The following is a 16483-nucleotide window of genomic DNA, read 5'->3' on the forward strand; positions in this document are numbered from 1 at the left end:
TCCGGGACGGAAAGCCCTTGTGCAGCGGTGTTGTTGAACTTTTTCCTTGGCCAGGACAAAGGGAGGTGCGGGCAGGGGGGAGCCGCCCGGCGGCGTGTGCGGTGCCGCTGGGCTGGGGGCGGGGCTGTTCCCCTACCCGCCCCTTCCCGAACCCGGGGCTCCGCCCCGGACCCCGCGCCTCAAACGCCGGCGGGGCTGGATTTGCCCGGGGGCGGAGCCCCCGGAAGGGCCCGCGCCTCAGTCCTTGCCGCCGAACGCCGCGTCGAACGACGCGCTCGGCGGGTCGAAGTCGAACCGCTTCAGCGACGTCAGCGCCTCCGGCGCACCGGCCAGCCGGTCCATGCCCGCGTCCTCCCACTCCACCGATACCGGGCCCTCGTAACCGATGGACCGCAGCATCCGGAACACGTCCTCCCAGGGCACGTCCCCGTGCCCCGCCGAGACGAAGTCCCAGCCGCGGCGCGGGTCGCCCCAGGGCAGGTGGGAGCCGAGCCGGCCGTTGCGGCCGTCCAGGCGCTTGCGGGCCTCCTTGCAGTCCACGTGGTAGATCCGGTCCCGGAAGTCGTACAGGAAGCCCACCGGGTCCAGGTCCTGCCACACGAAGTGGCTCGGGTCGAAGTTCAGCCCGAACGCCGGCCGGTGGTCCACCGCCTCCAGCGCGCGGTGCGTGGTCCAGTAGTCGTACGCGATCTCGCTGGGGTGGACCTCGTGGGCGAACCGCACCCCCTCCGCGTCGAAGACGTCGAGGATCGGATTCCAGCGCTCCGCGAAGTCCTCGTACCCGCGCTCGATCATGTGCGGGGGCACCGGCGGGAACATCGCCACCAGGTGCCAGATCGACGAGCCGGTGAAGCCGATGACCGTGTCGACGCCGAAGGCGGCGGCGGCCCGTGCGGTGTTCTTGATCTCCTCGGCGGCCCGTCGCCGCACCCCTTCGGGCTCCCCGTCGCCCCAGATCCGGGCGGGCAGGATGCCCTGGTGGCGCTCGTCGATCGGGCTGTCGCAGACGGCCTGGCCGACCAGGTGGTTGGAGACCGCCCAGCACTTCAGCCCGTACTTGTCGAGCAGTTGGTGACGGCCCTCCAGATAGCCGGGGTCGGCCAGGGCCTTGTCCACCTCGAAGTGGTCGCCCCAGCAGGCCAGTTCGAGACCGTCGTAGCCGAAGTCACGGGCGTACCGGCAGACCTCCTCCAGGGGCAGATCGGCCCACTGACCGGTGAAGAGGGTGAAGGGACGGGGCATGCGCAGGACCTCCTAGATCTGTACGGGGGTGTGTACGGAGTTCTTCGCGGCGCTCTCCTCCACCGCTGCCAGCACTCGCTGCACCTGGAGGCCGTCGGCGAACGACGGAACGGGCGGCGCCCCTTCGGCGATCGTCCGCACCACGTCGCGGGCCTGGTGGATGAACGTGTGCTCGTAGCCCAGCGCGTGCCCCGGCGGCCACCAGGCCTCCAGGTACGGATGCTCGGGCTCGGTGACCAGGATGCGCCTGAAGCCGGCCGTGGTGGCGGGCTCGGTGTGGTCGTGGAAGGACAGTTCGTTGAGGCGCTCCAGATCGAAGGCGAGCGAGCCGAGCTCCCCGTTGATCTCCAGCCTCAGCGCGTTCTTGCGTCCGGCCGCCATCCGGGTCGCCTCGAAGGACGCCAGGGCACCGGAGGCCAGCCGCCCGGTGAACAGCGCCGCGTCGTCCACCGTCACCGCACCCAGCTCCCCGCCGGCCGCGACCCCGCCGAGGCCCCCTGAGGGACCGGCGAGCAGCGGGCGTTCGCGGACGAACGTCTCGCTCACCGCCGAGACCCCCACCAGCAGCTCCCCCGCCAGATACTGGGCCAGGTCCACGATGTGCGCGCCGAGGTCACCGAGCGCCCCGGAGCCCGCGTGCTCCTTCTTCAGCCGCCAGGTGAGCGGGGAGGCGGGGTCGACCAGCCAGTCCTGGAGGTAGGTGGCCCGGACGTGCCGCAGGGTACCGAGCCGGCCCTCGGCGATGAGCTTGCGGGCATAGGTGATCGCGGGCACCTTGCGGTAGTTGAAGCCGACCATCGCGATCTGGCCGCGGGCGGCAGCCCGCGCCGCCGCCTCGGTCATGGCCTCCGCCTCCGCGACCGTGTTGGCGAGCGGCTTCTCGCACAGCACGTGCTTGCCCGCCTCCAGGGCCGCGATGGCGATCTCCGCATGGCTGTCGCCGGGGGTGCAGATATCGACGAGCTGGACGTCGTCCCGGGCGATCAGGGCGCGCCAGTCGGTCTCCGCCGCCGCCCAGCCGAGCCGGTCGGCGGCGGCGTCGACCGCCGTCCGGTCGCGTCCGCAGATCGCGGCGAGAGCCGGCCTCATCGGCAGCTCGAAGACATGGCCCGCGGTGCGCCACCCCTGCGAGTGGGCGGCGCCCATGAACGCGTATCCGACCATGCCGACCCCGAGCGTGGGTGCGCTCGCCATCGGCCGGTACGTCGGCGGCGCGGCCGCCTCCTGCTCCGTCTCTTCCCTACGGGCCATGCGGACTTCCTCCTCATCGGTGGTTCGGTGGGTGCGGCGGGAGGGTCAGCACCCTCCCGCGGGTCGGCTCAGCTGAAGCCCGTCGGCAGGTACTGGTCGATGTTCTCCTTGGTGACCACGGCCGAGTACAGGGTGAGATTGGTCGGGATCTCCAGCTCGGCGAGCCCCGCCACCCCCTTGGCCTGGCCGAGCGCACGGGCCAGGTCGATGGCCGATGCCGCCATGGTCGGCGGGTAGAGAACGGTGGCCTTCAGCACGCTGTTGTCGGCCTTGATGGCGTCCATGGCGGACTTGGCCCCGGCGCCGCCGACCATCAGGAACTCGTCGCGGCCGGCCTGCTGGATGGCGCGGAGCGCACCCACACCCTGGTCGTCGTCGTGGTTCCACAGGGCGTCGAACTTCTTCTGCGCCTGAAGGAGCTGGGCCATCTTCGCCTGGCCGGACTCGACGGTGAAGTCGGCCGCCTGACGGGCCACCAGCTCGATGTTGGAGTAGTTCTTCAGCGCGTCGGCGAAGCCCTTGCTGCGCTGCTTGGTGAGCTCCAGGTTGTCGATGCCGGCGAGCTCGACGACCTTGGCGTTCGGCTTGCCCTTGAGCTGTTCGCCGATGTACGTACCGGCGTTGAGCCCCATGCCGTAGTTGTCTCCGCCGACCCAGCAGCGGTAGGCCTGCGGCGAGGCGAAGATACGGTCCAGGTTGATGACGGGGATGCCCGCCCGCATGGCCTCCAGGCCGACCTGGGTGAGCGCCTTGCCGTCGGCCGGGAGGATGACGAGGACGTCGACCTTCTTGTTGATGAGGGTCTTGACCTGGCCGATCTGGGCGGCGGTGTCGTTGGAGCCCTCGGTGGTCTCCAGGGTCACCTCGGAGTACTTCTTCGCCCGCGACTTGGCGTTCTCGTTGATCGCGTTGAGCCAGCCGTGGTCGGCCTGCGGGCCGGCGAAGCCGATGGTGACGGGCTTGCCCGGCTTGTCGTCGGCGGCGGGGGCGTCGCTCTGCGCGGCGGTGTTCTTCTCCTTGGGGTCGTTGCTGGTGCAGGCGGTCAGCAGGGCACCTGCGGAGACTGCGGCGGTACCGAAGAGCAGTCCTCTGCGGCTGGTTTCTGGCATGGCTGTCAAACCCTTCATCCGATGCGGCGTGGGATGCGTAACGGGGAGGAATCGAAAGGGAGGAGACGGGGGGTCAGGTCTCCCCGTGGGCCGACGTCCGTCGCTGTACGAGGACGGCGGCGACGATGATCGCGCCCTTGGCGATCTGCTGGACATCGCTCTGCAGGTTGTTGAGCGCGAAGATGTTGGTGATCGTGGTGAAGACGAGGACACCCAGGACGGAGCCGACGATGGTGCCGCGGCCGCCGCTGAGCAGGGTGCCGCCGATGATCGCGGCGGCGATGGCGTCGAGCTCGTACAGGTTGCCGTTGGTGTTCTGGCCGGAGCCGGACAGGATGATCAGCATGAAGGCGGCGATGCCGCAGCAGAGCCCGGACAGCAGGTAGAGATAGAGCCGCTGCCTGCGTACGTCGATGCCGGCCAGCCGGGCCGCTTCCGCGTTGCCGCCGACGGCGACCGTGCGCCGGCCGAAGGTCGTACGGTTCAGCACCAGCCAGCCGACGACGGTGACGGCCGCGAACATCATGACCAGCGGAGGGATGCCGAGGACGTACGCGTCGGGCAGCCCCAGGTCGAGGACCGACTTGACGGTGACGATCTGCGTCTTGCCGTCGGTGATGTTCAGGGCAAGTCCGCGGGCGGATGCGAGCATCGCCAGCGTCGCGATGAACGGCACCAGCCTGCCGTATGCGATGAGCACACCGTTGACGAGTCCGGCACCGAGACCGACCAGGACGGCGGTGAACAGGATGCCCGTGAAGCCGAAGTCCTGGGTGGCGAGCGTCGTCGCCCAGACGGAGGCGAGGGCGACCATGGCGCCGACGGACAGGTCGATGCCACCGCCGATGATGACGAAGGTCATGCCGACGGTGACGACACCGATGACGGACGCCTGGGTCAGGATGAGCTGGAGGTTCCCGCTGTCCAGGAAGGCGTCGGGCTCGGTGATGCCGCCGACGACCACGAGCACGGCGAGGACGCCGAGCAGGGAGAGGTTGCGGACGTCCGCGCGCAGCCCGAAGGTGCGCGGGGACCGGTCCTTCTTCGGGGACGCGGGGACGGACACGGGCACGGCGCCCTTGTCCGGCCCGCTCTGCTGCGCCGATGAGACGGGCTGCGTCATGACGTCGGGCTCCCTTCCATCACGAGGTCGAGTACGCGGTGCTCGTCGAGCTCCCCGGCAGGCGCCGTGTGGACGACGCGGCCCTCACGGAGGACCAGCACCCGGTCGGCGAGGCCCAGGACTTCGGGCACTTCGCTGGAGACGAGCAGAACGGCGAGGCCTTCGTCGGCCAGCCGGCGGATCACGGCGTAGAGCTCGGCGCGGGCGCCGACGTCCACTCCGCGCGTCGGTTCGTCGAGCAGCAGCACCCGGCAGCCGCGCAGCAGCCAGCGGGCGAGGACCGCCTTCTGCTGGTTGCCGCCGGACAGGGTGCGGACGGGGGTGTCCGGGTTGTCGGGGCGCAGGGAGAGTTCGCGGGTGGCGGCGCGGGCCGCTTTGCGTTCGGCTCCCCGATCGACCCAACCTGCCCTGGAGAAACGGGACATGGAGGATACGGAGACATTGCGGGTGACGGATTCGAGCATCAGCAGGGCCTGCGCCTTGCGTTCCTCGGGGGCGAGGCCGATGCCTGCGGCGACGGCGGCGCGTACGCTGCCGGGCCGCAGCGGCTTGCCGGCGACCGTGACCCGGCCGGCGGTGGCCCTGCGGGCGCCGTAGATGGTCTCCAGGATCTCGGAGCGCCCGGAGCCGACGAGTCCGGCGAGGCCGACGATCTCGCCGGGCCTGAGCTCCAGGTCGACGGGTTCGAACTCGCCCTTCCTGGTGAGGCCCTGGACCGTGAGGACCGGGGCGCCGGCGGGCCGGGCGTCCTCGGGAGCGACTTCGGGCCGGGGCGGGAAGACGTACTCGACGTTGCGACCGGTCATCATGGCAACGATGTCGCGCGTCGGTGTGGACTCGGCGGGGAGTCCCACCGCGACGGCCCTGCCGTCCTTGAGCACGGTCACGCGGTCGCCGATCCGGCGGATCTCCTCCAGACGGTGCGATATGTAGACGACGGCGACGCCGTCGGCGGTCAGCGAGGCGACGATCCGGAAGAGGTTGTCGACCTCGTCGGGGTCGAGGGCGGCGGACGGCTCGTCCATCACGATGAGGCGTACGTCGTGGGAGAGGGCCCGGGCCATCGAGACGATCTGCTGCTGGGCCGCGGAGAGTTCACCGACCGCGCGGGCGGGATCGATCTCCGGGTGGCCGAGCCGTCTCAGCAGGGCGGCGGCCGCGGTCCGGCCGTCGCGGATGCGGACCACGAAGCCGGCGCTGGTGGGTTCATGGCCCAGGAAGACGTTCTCGGCGACCGACAGGCCCTCCACCAGGTCGAGTTCCTGGTAGATGGTGGCGATCCCGAGACGCATCGCAGTGATGGGCGACTTGAGTACGGCGGGCTCGCCGCACCAGGTGATCTCGCCGTCGTCGGGCTGGTGGGCCCCGGCGAGCACCTTGATGAGGGTGGACTTTCCGGCGCCGTTCTGGCCGAGGAGGCAGTGGACTTCGCCCGGCTGGACCTCCAGGTCCACGCCGTCGAGGGCGCGCACACCGGGGAAGGACTTGGTGATGCCGGACATGGTGAGCAGCGGTGGTTCTGGAGCCATGACAAATCCCCTCGGCGGGTGCGGCCGGTGAGCGGGCAGGGCGCAGTGCGGTCCCGGGGCGTTCCCGGACCCCGGCCTGGAGCGCGGGGCGGTGCCTTGATGGTCGGCGGGCGGTGGTGCGGGCCGATGAAAGGTGGGACGGGTGAAGGGTGGGACAGGTGAAGGGTCAGGCGGGTGAGAAGAGGTGGTCACTGATGAGCCTGGCCGCGCCGATGACTCCGGCGACGGGTCCGAGCTCGCCCAGCACGATCGGGAGGTTGCCGGTGGCCAGCGGCAGGGACTGCCGGTAGACCTGGGTCCGGACGCTGGCCAGCAGCGTGTGGCCCAGTCCGGTCACCCCGCCGCCGATCACCACCAGACCGGGGTTGAAGAAGCTGACGAGTCCCGCGATGACCTGTCCGACCCGGTTGCCGCCTTCACGGATCAGGTCGAGCGAGGTGGGGTCGCCGGCGGCCGCGGCGGCGGCCACGTCGACTGCGGTGAGCTTCCCGGACGCCTCCAGCCGGGCCGCGAGCTCCGGGGACCGTCCGGCACGTGCCGCGTCCTCGGCGTCGCGGGCCAGTGCGGCACCGCTGAAGTGTGCTTCCAGGCAGCCCCGGTTGCCGCAGGCGCAGGAACGCCCGTCGGGTTCGACCTGGATGTGGCCGATGTCGCCGGCGCTGCCCGTCGTACCGCGGTGGACCTCTCCGCCGACGACGATGCCGCAGCCGATGCCGGTGCCGATCTTGACGCAGAGGAAGTCGCCCACGGAGCGGGCGACGCCCGCGTGCTGCTCCCCCATCGCCATCAGATTCACGTCGTTGTCGACCATGACGGGGCAGCCCAGCTCCTGGCTGAGTGCCTCGCGGACCGGGAAACCGTCCCAGCCGGGCATGATCGGCGGTGCGACCGGGATGCCTTCGGGAAAGCGGACCGGTCCCGGTACGCCGATGCCCGCGCCGTCGAACCCTTCGGCGAGCCCGGAGGCCCGGAGCTTGGCCGCCATGGACAGCACCTGCTCGAAGATGGCCACGGGGCCTTCGCGTACGTCCATGGGGTGGTTGAGGTGGCCCAGGACCTCCAGCTCCGCGTTGGTGACCGCCACATCGACCGAGGTGGCGCCGATGTCGACGCCGAGGAAGCGCAGTGCCGGGGCGAGCCGGATGTTGTGCGAGCGACGCCCGCCGCGGGATGCGGCGAGTCCGTCGGCCACGACAAGGCCGGTCTCCAGCAGTCTGTCCACCTCGACGGCGAGCTTGGAGCGGGAGAGATCGACCTGATCCCCCAGCTGTGCCCGTGAGTTGGGCCCGCCGTCGCGCAACAGCCGGAGCAGTCGCGCCTGATGCGCATTCGCGGGTCGTGCCGTCATACGTCTCACGCGCCCCTCCCCGCCACATCGGCCTGTCCGTCGGGCTTTGGAGGGGAACGTAGCAGCGCTTGCCGGGAGTGGGAAGAAGTTGCGCAGGAATCCACCTCAACTTTCTCCACCCTGAGGACAAAGAGGGGTTTCGAGGCCCTCCGATCCGCTCCCGTAACATGAATGGATGCGGACCTTCACGCACGGTACGGCTGTGTGGGACGTCGCAAGCCCGCAGCGTCCCAGCAAGGTGGCCGGGCTCAGCATGGCCGGGTTCCGCGCCCCGGACATGGACACGCTCCGAATGGTCCCGCACCCGGCCGTGACGCTGCTCCTGGAGTTCGGCGCGGGCTCACCCGTCCTCGACTGTGCCGCCGGGCAGCAGCGGGGAAGCCTCGTGGCCGGGCCGGGACTGGGGGCCGGAGGCGCGGTCCGGGCGTGGGGAGAGAACATCGAGTGCGTACAGGTGCGTCTGTCCCCGGTGATCGCACGCGCGGTTCTGGGTGTCTCCCCCGCCGGCCTCGACGGCGCCGTCGTGTCCCTGAACGACCTGTGGGGCCGGGAGGCGTGCCGGATCCGCGAGCAACTGGGCGAAGTCCCGTCGTGGCAGGACCGCTTCGAGTTGACGGACGCGCTGCTCACCCGCCGGTACGCGGCGGGGCCTTCGGTGGATCCGGAGGTGGCGTGGGCCTGGCACCGGATCATCGGCAGCCGCGGCCTGGTCCGGGTCGACGGACTCGCGGCCGAGGTCGGCTGGAGCCGCAAGCGTCTGTGGTCCCGGTTCCGGTCGCAGCTCGGCCTCCCGCCCAAGCGCGCGGTGAAGCTGGTCCGCTTCGACCATGCCGCCCACCGCCTGGTGGCGGGCGTGGGCGCGGCCCGGGTGGCGGCCGACGCCGGCTACACCGACCAGTCCCATCTGCATCGTGACGTCCTGGCCTTCACCGGGGCGACCCCGGCGACCGTGGCCGACGAACGGTTTCTCGCCGTTGACGACCTCGCGTGGCCCGGTCACGGAACACCCGCCGGTCCGCACGCCTCCAAGGACCTCCGGCCCGGCCGCCGGCCGGAGGTGTGAGGGTCTGAGGCCTGCCGCCGCGAGCACCGGGCCCGCGGTACGCACGGGGCGCGCGGCGCGGCGTCAGCTCTCTTCGCGCTGGTGGTACGTCTGCCGGGTGTGCTCCGTGTGGGCCCGCATGACCGCCGTCGCCCGCTGTTCGTCGCGCGAGGAGATCGCGGCGATCAGGGAGCGGTGCTCGATCCAGGACTGGGTACCGCGCTGCCGGGCGACAGGGGTGTAGTACCAGCGGACCCGGGCGTCCACCTGCCCGGCCAGTTCGGCGAGGACGACATTGCCGGCCAGCTGCATGACCTTGGCGTGGAAGGCGGCGTTGGTCGCCACCGCCAGGTCCACGTCGTCGTCGGCGACGGCCTGTTCCCCCTTGGCGCAGAGCTCCTCCAGTGCGGCGATGCCCGCCGTGCCGGAGTTGGCGGCGGCCAGCCGGGCGGCCTCCGCCTCCAGGAGCGTGCGGACCGAGAGCAGTTGGTCCGCCTCCTCCTCCGTGGGCTCATGGACGAACGCACCCTGGGCAGGGCGCAGATCGACCCATCCCTCGGTGTTGAGCCGCTGCAACGCCTCCCGCACCGGCTGCCGGGACACGCCGAGATGGCCGGCCAGCTCGCTCTCGACCAGATGCTGGCCGGGGCGGAGCGCCCGGGTGGTGATGAGTTCGAGCAGCGCCTCATAGACGCGCTCGCGCAGCGGACCGGGCCGTTCCAGCTTCGGCACAGCCCCCTGCGGCAGTCCTGTGGACAACATCGCGGTCCCCCTCCGGGCGACGAGCAATTGCTTATCGTCTACAGTCTACCGAGCACAACGCGCCTCAGGGACAGCGGATCACCTGTCCGGCATAACTGAGGTTCCCGCCGAAGCCGAAAAGCAGCGCCGGAGCGCCGGTGGCGACCTCGCCCCGCTCCACCAGCTTGGACAGGGCCATCGGGATCGAGGCGGCGGATGTATTACCGGAATCCACCACATCCCGGGCAATGACCGCGTTGACCGCGCCGATCTTCCTGGCGACGGGTTCGATGATCCTCAGATTGGCCTGATGCAACACCACCGCGGCGAGATCCTCGGGGGTGATCCCGGCCTTCTCGCACACCTTGCGCGCGATGGGCGGCAGCTGAGTGGTGGCCCAGCGGTAGACGGACTGCCCCTCCTGGGCGAAGCGCGGCGGCGTGCCCTCGATCCGTACCGCATCCCCCATCCCCGGCACGGAACCCCACAACACCGGCCCGATCCCGGGCCGGCCATCCGCCCCGGAGTCGGCGACCACGACCGCCGCACCGGCGCCGTCACCCATCAGCACACAGCTGGAGCGGTCGGTCCAGTCGACGATGTCGCCCATCTTGTCGGCGCCGATCACGAGGGCGCGCGTGGCGGCACCGGCCCGGACGGCGTGGTCCGCGGTGGCGAGGGCGTGGGTGAAACCGGAACACACCACGTTGATGTCCATCACGGCGGGCGAGGACATACCGAGGCGCGCGGCGACCCGGGCCGACATGCTCGGTGAGCGGTCGATCGCGGTGGAGGTGGCGACCAGGACCAGGTCGATGTCGGACGGCTGCAGGCCGGCAGCGGCGAGGGCCTTGGCGGCCGCGTGCGCGGCCAGCTCGTCCACCGGCTCGTCGGGGCCACCGAGGTGCCGGGTCTTGATGCCGACACGGCTGGTGATCCACTCGTCGCTGGTGTCGACCATCGCCGCCAGGTCGTGGTTGGTGAGCACCTTGGCGGGCTGATAGTGGCCGAGCGCCACGACACGTGAGCCGGTCATATTCAGGTTCCCCTCGCTACATATGGCAGGAACCATCCAGTCTTGGTCGCTACCGCCCGGTACAGGGGCACGTGATCCCACAGGAATACCGGCCGGAGGTTGGAGGCTTGACAACAGCCTTGACCCTCCAGACCGCATACTGTAGACAATATTCTGTCGACTTGACAGTGCCTCCCACTTCTCCCACCCGCTCATCCCCCCGCTGCTTCCCCGCTCCCGCCTCGCTCGGTCAGCTACCGAACGGAGAGCCCCGTGAAAGTTGCAGTAGTCGGTGCCGGCGCGATCGGCGCCTATGTCGGGGCCGCGCTCCACCGCGCCGGCGCCGAGGTCCATCTCATCGCCCGCGGGCCGCATCTGGCCGCCATGCGCCGTGACGGCGTACGCGTTCTCAGCCCCCGCGGCGACTTCACCGCACGCCCCTCGGCCACCGACGATCCGTCGGAGGTCGGGCCCGTCGACTTCGTGTTCCTCGGGCTCAAGGCCAACTCGTACACGGCGTCGGGCCCCTTGGTCCACCCGCTGCTCCATGACCGTACGGCGGTCGTCGCCGCACAGAACGGCATCCCGTGGTGGTACTTCCACGGGCTCGCGGGCCCGCACACCGGGCGCCGCATCAACAGCGTCGACCCGGCCGGCACGGTCAGCTCCACGCTGCCGCCCGAGCGGGCCATCGGCTGTGTGGTCTACGCGGCGACGGAGATCGAGGCACCCGGCGTCGTCCGCCATCTCGAAGGGACCCGGTTCGCCGTCGGGGAGCCCGACCTGACCCTGTCGCGGCGCTGCCACGACTTCAGCGAGGCCATGGTCGCCGGCGGGCTCAAGTGCCCCGTCGAGGCGGATCTGCGCAAGGACATCTGGATCAAGCTCATCGGCAACATCTCGTTCAACCCGATCAGCGCGCTGTCCCGGGCCACCATGGGCCAGATCTGCCACCACCCGGACACCCGCGCGCTCGTGGAGTCGATGATGCGCGAGACCCTCGGTGTCGCGGCCTCGGTCGGCTGCCGGCCCGAGATCTCCGTGGAACGGCGCATCGCCGACGCCGAACGCGTCGGCGACCACAAGACCTCCACCCTCCAGGACCTGGAGAAGGGCAAGCCCCTCGAACTCGACGTGCTCCTCGCGGCCGTCGTCGAACTGGTCGACCTGGCCGGGGCACCCGTCCCGACGCTGCGCGCCGTCCACGCGCTCGCCGACCTCCTCGCCTCCACCTCCTCGGCCGCCACGGCGCCAGCAGGGAGCGCACCATGAACGACAACCGCAAGCGGCGCGAGCGCAAGCAGTACGAGCGGCTGACGCATCCGCTGGTCCGGGACACGGACGGCGTCCTGCGGCAGGCAAGCTGGGACGAGGCACTGGACCGCGCGGCTGCCGGTTTCCGGCAGGCCCGTCAGGCGCACGGCCCCGACGCCTTCGCGATGCTCTCCTGCGCCCGCGCCACGAACGAGATGAACTACGTGGCGCAGAAGTTCACCCGGGTGGTGATGGGCACCAACAACGTGGACTCCTGCAACCGCACCTGTCACGCCCCGAGCGTCGCCGGCCTCTCCGCCGCCTTCGGCTCGGGCGGCGGCACCTCCTCGTACGAGGAGGTCGAGCACACGGACCTCATCGTGATGTGGGGTTCCAACGCCCGGTTCGCGCACCCGATCTTCTTCCAGCACGTGCTGAAGGGCATCCACAACGGTGCCCGCCTGCACGCCGTCGACCCGCGCCGCACTTCGACGGCCCAGTGGGCGGAGAGCTGGCTGGGCCTGAACGTCGGTACGGACATCCCCCTCGCCCATGCCATCGGCCGCGAGATCATCCATGCCGGACTGGTCAACCAGGCGTTCGTGGACCGCGCGACGACCGGCTTCGAGGAGTACGCGGCGCTCGTCGAGCCGTGGACGCTCTCGGCTGCCGAGCAGGTGACCGGAGTGCCCGCCGAGGCCATCCGCGATCTGGCCCACGCCTACGCCACCGCCGAACGGGCCCAGTTGTGCTGGACCCTCGGCATCACCGAGCACCACAACGGCACCGACAACGTCCGCGCACTGATCAACCTGTCGATGCTCACCGGGCACGTCGGCCGGTACGGCTCCGGCGTCCAGCCCCTGCGCGGCCAGAACAACGTGCAGGGCGGCGGCGACATGGGCGCCATCCCCAACAAGCTGCCCGGCTTCCAGGACATCCTGAACCCCTCGTCCCGGCAGAAGTTCGAACGCTCCTGGGACACCGTCATCCAGCCCCGCTACGGCAAGACGCTCACCGAGATGTTCGAGTCGATGGAGAGCGGCGAGCTGCGCGCGGTCTACTGCATCGGCGAGAACCCCGCCCAGTCGGAGGCCGACAGCGAACAGGCCGTACGACGACTGAAGGCCCTGGACCACCTGGTGGTGCAGGACATCTTCCTGACGAGGACCGCCGAACTCGCGGATGTCGTCCTGCCCGCGACGGCCGCCTGGGCCGAGACGGACGGGACCACGACCAACAGCGAACGCCGGGTCCAGCGCGTCCGGGCGGCCCTCGTCCCACCGGGCGAGGCCCGGGAGGACATCGACATCATCTGCGCCCTGGCCGGACGCCTCGGCCACGACTGGAAGTTCACCGACGCCGAGACGGTCTGGAACGAGCTGCGCTCGCTCTCGCCCGACCACTTCGGGATGACGTATGACCGACTGGAGGAGCACCAGGGCCTCCAGTGGCCCTGCCCCGACCCGGAGAAGCTCCCGTCGAGCTTCCTGCACGCCCGGCTCTGGGAGACCGACCCGGCACGCCGCGGCCCGGCCGCCCCCTTCGGGCTCGTCCAGCACGATCCGCCGGTCGACCTCACGGACGAGGTGTATCCGCTGCGCCTGACGACCGGCCGCCGCCTCGACTCGTACAACACCGGTGTGCAGAGCGGAGGTTACGCATCTCCCCTGCGCCGCGGCGAGTACATCGAGCTGTGCCCCGAGGACGCGGTCGCCTACGGTGTCGCGACCGGCGAGGAGGTACGGGTGTCGTCGCGTCGCGGCAGCGTGACCGCGCCGGTGTGGATCGATCCCGGGCTGCGGCCCGGGCTCGCCTTCATGACGATGCACTTCCCGGACGAGGTCGACACCAACGCGCTGACGATCGAGGCGAACTGCCCGATCGCCGGCACCGCCGAGTTCAAGGCGTCCGCCGTACGGATCGAGAAGCTGGTGCCCGCATGGACCTGAAATACACCGACGCGGCCCCGACGGACGCCGAACGTGACGCGGTGGACGGCCTGTTGGGCCCACCGCCGTCGGGCTGGGAGGGCGGCACGACGCGCAGCGACGAGGATCTGCGGTGGGCGCGGGGCGGCGTGTCGGCCGCGAAGGACCGGCGTGACCAGCTGCTGCCCGCGCTGCATGCGGTGAACGACCGGATCGGTTGGATCAGCGAGGGCGCCCTGGACTACATCTGCCGACGGCTGACGGTGGCCCCGGCGGAGGCCTACGGCGTCGCGACGTTCTACGCGATGTTCTCCGTACGCCCCCGCCCGGCGAAGGTCCTCCACGTCTGCACGGACCTGGCCTGCGCGGCCCGCGGCTCGGCGGCGGTGTGCGCGGACCTGACGGAGAGCTTCGCCCCGGCAGGTACGGCCACGGAGGGAGCGGTCTGGCAGGAGAGCCCGTGCCTGGGCCTGTGCGAAAGGGCCCCGGCGGCGCTATTGATCCAGGCGGGCGAACGTCCGGAACCAGCCCGCCTGCCCCTTCCGGCCCTTCCGCCCCTTCCAGCCCGGCCGCCCCTTCCGCCCCTTCCAGCCCGTCCGGCCCTTCCAGCCCGTCCGGCGTTTGAGGACCGGGGGTCCGGGGGCGGAGCCCCCGGGTTCGGGAAGGGGCGGGTAGGGGAACAGCCCGCCGCAGGCGCCCCCCACCGCACCGCGGTCATCGCCCCCGCCACCCCCACCGCCCTCACCACCGCGATCCGCTCCCCCGAGCACACCCCCGCCGAACCCCCGCCCGAGACCGCCGCGCCCCAGGCCGGCCACCCCACCCTCGTGCTCCTCAAACGCATCGGCACCACCGACCCCGCCTCCCTCGACGCGTACCGCGCGAACGGCGGCTACACCGCCCTGCGCCGCGCCTTCACCCTCGGCCCCGCGGGCGTCATCCGCGAAGTACTGGACGCCGGACTCGTCGGCCGGGGCGGTGCCGCGTTCCCGACCGGGCGCAAGTGGGAGGTCACGGCCCAGCAGCCCGACGGCCCGCACTACCTCGTCTGCAACGCGGACGAGAGCGAGCCGGGCACCTTCAAGGACCGGGTGCTGATGGAGGGCGATCCGTACGCCCTCGTCGAGGCGATGACCGTGGCCGGCTACGCCATCGGCGCCCGCCAAGGGTTCATCTATCTGCGCGGCGAGTACCCACGGGCCTTCGCACGGCTCGGCCACGCCCTGGAGACCGCCCGCACCCGGGGCCTGCTCGGTCCCGACATCCTCGGACAGGGGTACGCCTTCGACATCGAGATACGGCGAGGCGCCGGCGCGTACATCTGCGGCGAGGAGACCGCGATCTTCAACTCGATCGAGGGGCAGCGCGGCGAACCGAGGTCCAAGCCCCCGTTCCCGGTGGAGAAGGGCCTCTTCGGCAAGCCCACCGCCGTCAACAACGTCGAGACGCTGGTCAACGTCCTGCCCATCCTTGAGCACGGCGCCGCCGCCTACGCGGCCACCGGCACCGGCACGTCCACCGGCACGAAGCTGTTCTGCGTATCGGGACAGGTGGCCAGGCCCGGCGTCTACGAGCTGCCGTTCGGCGCGAACCTGCGGGAACTGCTGGAGCTCGCCGGCCCTCCTCAGGACCTGCGTGCGGTGCTGCTCGGCGGCGCGGCGGGCGGCTTCGTGCGCCCCGACGAGCTCGACATCCCGCTCACCTTCGAGGGCACGCGCGCCGCCGGCACGACGCTCGGCTCCGGCGTCGTACTTGTCCTTGACGGTTCGGTCGAGCTGCCCCGCATCCTCCTGCGGATCGCCGAGTTCTTCCGCGACGAGTCGTGCGGGCAGTGCGTGCCGTGCCGGGTAGGAACGGTGCGCCAGGAGGAGGCCCTGCACCGGATCAAGGACCGTACGGGCGCCGCGGCCGCCGACGACATCGCCCTGATGCGCGAGGTGGGGCAGGCCATGCGCGACGCGTCGATCTGCGGTCTGGGACAGACCGCGTGGAATGCCGTCGAGTCCGCCATCGACCGTCTGGGGGTCTACAAGTGACCGCTGTTCCCTTGCAACTGCCGCGCCGGCTGATCGAGTTCACGCTCGACGGCCAGGAGACCCGGGTTCCCGAGGGGTCGACGATCCTCGACGCCTGCCGGGCCGCGGGAAAGGACATCCCGACGCTGTGCCAGGGAGACACGCTCACCCCGAAGAACGCCTGCCGGGTCTGTGTCGTCGAGGTGGCGGGAGCCCGTACCCTCGCCCCGGCGTGTTCGCGCCGGGCCGAGGCGGGCATGACGGTGCTCACCGACAGCGAGCGGGCCCGGCACAGCCGCAAGGTCGTACTGGAGCTGCTCGCGTCGTCCACCGATCTGTCGACGACCCCCCGGGCCGCCGAATGGATCAAGGAGTACGAGGCGAAGCCCGGCCGGTTCGGAGCCGACGTGGCCCGCCTCAACGAGGAGCCGAAGGTCGACAACGACCTCTACGTCCGCGACTACGACAAGTGCATCCAGTGCTACAAGTGCGTCGACGCGTGCGGCGAGCAGTGGCAGAACACGTTCGCCATCGCGGTCGCGGGCCGCGGCTTCGACGCCCGCGTCTCGACCGAGCACGGGGTGCCGCTCACCGATTCGGCGTGCGTCTACTGCGGCAACTGCATCGAGGTGTGTCCGACCGGGGCGCTGTCGTTCAAGAGCGAGTTCGACATGCGGGCGGCCGGGACCTGGGACGAACCGGCCCAGACGGAGACGACCACGGTCTGCGCGTACTGCGGAGTCGGCTGCAACATCACGCTCCATGTGCAGGACAATGAGATCGTCAAGGTCACCTCGCCGCACGACAACCCGGTGACCCACGGCAACCTCTGCATCAAGGGCCGTTTCGGCTTCCAACACGTACAGAATCGGGTCTGACTGTC

General features: G+C 70.8%; 13 protein-coding genes. 5 read left to right on the forward strand and 8 right to left on the reverse strand.

Going from position 1 to position 16483, the window contains the following annotated elements; all coding sequences use genetic code 11:
• Positions 1–237: 237 nt before the first annotated feature.
• From OG912_RS01695 to OG912_RS01720, 6 genes are all read right to left on the reverse strand, one after another.
• The gene (locus tag OG912_RS01695) at positions 238–1242 is read right to left on the reverse strand and encodes a sugar phosphate isomerase/epimerase family protein (protein ID WP_219574062.1); all 1005 of its coding nucleotides are present in this window, start codon (positions 1240–1242) and stop codon (positions 238–240) included.
• A gap of 12 nt (positions 1243–1254) precedes the next feature.
• Positions 1255–2493: a Gfo/Idh/MocA family protein gene (locus tag OG912_RS01700; RefSeq protein WP_327707819.1), complete on the reverse strand. Its 1239-nt coding sequence runs from the start codon at positions 2491–2493 to the stop codon at positions 1255–1257.
• Positions 2494–2561: 68 nt separating this feature from the next.
• Positions 2562–3602: a substrate-binding domain-containing protein gene (locus OG912_RS01705; RefSeq protein ID WP_327707820.1), complete on the reverse strand. Its 1041-nt coding sequence runs from the start codon at positions 3600–3602 to the stop codon at positions 2562–2564.
• A gap of 73 nt (positions 3603–3675) precedes the next feature.
• A complete protein-coding gene (locus OG912_RS01710; protein WP_327707821.1) occupies positions 3676–4725 on the reverse strand; it encodes an ABC transporter permease in 1050 nt (349 codons plus the stop codon).
• A complete protein-coding gene (locus OG912_RS01715; protein WP_327707822.1) occupies positions 4722–6254 on the reverse strand; it encodes a sugar ABC transporter ATP-binding protein in 1533 nt (510 codons plus the stop codon). Before OG912_RS01715 ends, OG912_RS01710 begins: the two co-directional genes overlap by 4 nt.
• Positions 6255–6420: 166 nt before the next feature.
• On the reverse strand, positions 6421–7602 hold the full coding sequence (locus tag OG912_RS01720) for an ROK family transcriptional regulator (RefSeq protein WP_326740848.1): 1182 nt from the start codon (positions 7600–7602) through the stop codon (positions 6421–6423).
• Between the two features lie 175 nt (positions 7603–7777).
• Here OG912_RS01720 and OG912_RS01725 point away from each other — a divergent pair, with 175 nt between their 5' ends.
• A complete protein-coding gene (locus OG912_RS01725) occupies positions 7778–8665 on the forward strand; it encodes an AraC family transcriptional regulator (protein WP_327707823.1) in 888 nt (295 codons plus the stop codon).
• A gap of 63 nt (positions 8666–8728) precedes the next feature.
• Here the strand turns inward: OG912_RS01725 and OG912_RS01730 are convergent, their stop codons facing one another.
• Both OG912_RS01730 and OG912_RS01735 read right to left on the reverse strand, forming a co-directional pair.
• Complete coding sequence (locus OG912_RS01730) at positions 8729–9406, reverse strand: GntR family transcriptional regulator (RefSeq protein ID WP_326740075.1); 678 nt, start codon at positions 9404–9406, stop codon at positions 8729–8731.
• A gap of 64 nt (positions 9407–9470) precedes the next feature.
• Positions 9471–10421, reverse strand: coding sequence for a beta-ketoacyl-ACP synthase III (locus OG912_RS01735; RefSeq protein WP_326740074.1), 951 nt, complete (start codon positions 10419–10421; stop codon positions 9471–9473).
• Between the two features lie 252 nt (positions 10422–10673).
• Here OG912_RS01735 and OG912_RS01740 point away from each other — a divergent pair, with 252 nt between their 5' ends.
• Genes OG912_RS01740 through OG912_RS01755 form a run of 4 tightly spaced genes read left to right on the forward strand, consistent with a single transcriptional unit; the run spans position 10674 to position 16478 of the window.
• The gene (locus OG912_RS01740; RefSeq protein ID WP_327707824.1) at positions 10674–11672 is read left to right on the forward strand and encodes a 2-dehydropantoate 2-reductase; all 999 of its coding nucleotides are present in this window, start codon (positions 10674–10676) and stop codon (positions 11670–11672) included.
• Positions 11669–13606, forward strand: a complete 1938-nt coding sequence (locus OG912_RS01745; protein WP_327707825.1) for a molybdopterin oxidoreductase family protein — start codon at positions 11669–11671, stop codon at positions 13604–13606. The genes OG912_RS01740 and OG912_RS01745 overlap by 4 nt, the downstream gene beginning before the upstream one ends.
• Positions 13597–15621 carry an NAD(P)H-dependent oxidoreductase subunit E gene (locus OG912_RS01750; RefSeq protein WP_327707826.1) on the forward strand — a complete coding sequence of 675 codons (2025 nt, stop codon included), beginning with the start codon at positions 13597–13599 and terminating at the stop codon, positions 15619–15621. The genes OG912_RS01745 and OG912_RS01750 overlap by 10 nt, the downstream gene beginning before the upstream one ends.
• Positions 15618–16478, forward strand: a complete 861-nt coding sequence (locus tag OG912_RS01755) for a 2Fe-2S iron-sulfur cluster-binding protein (RefSeq protein ID WP_327707827.1) — start codon at positions 15618–15620, stop codon at positions 16476–16478. The genes OG912_RS01750 and OG912_RS01755 overlap by 4 nt, the downstream gene beginning before the upstream one ends.
• The last annotated feature ends 5 nt before the right edge of the window (positions 16479–16483 follow it).

This window comes from Streptomyces sp. NBC_00464, assembly GCF_036013915.1.
GTDB lineage: Bacteria > Actinomycetota > Actinomycetes > Streptomycetales > Streptomycetaceae > Streptomyces.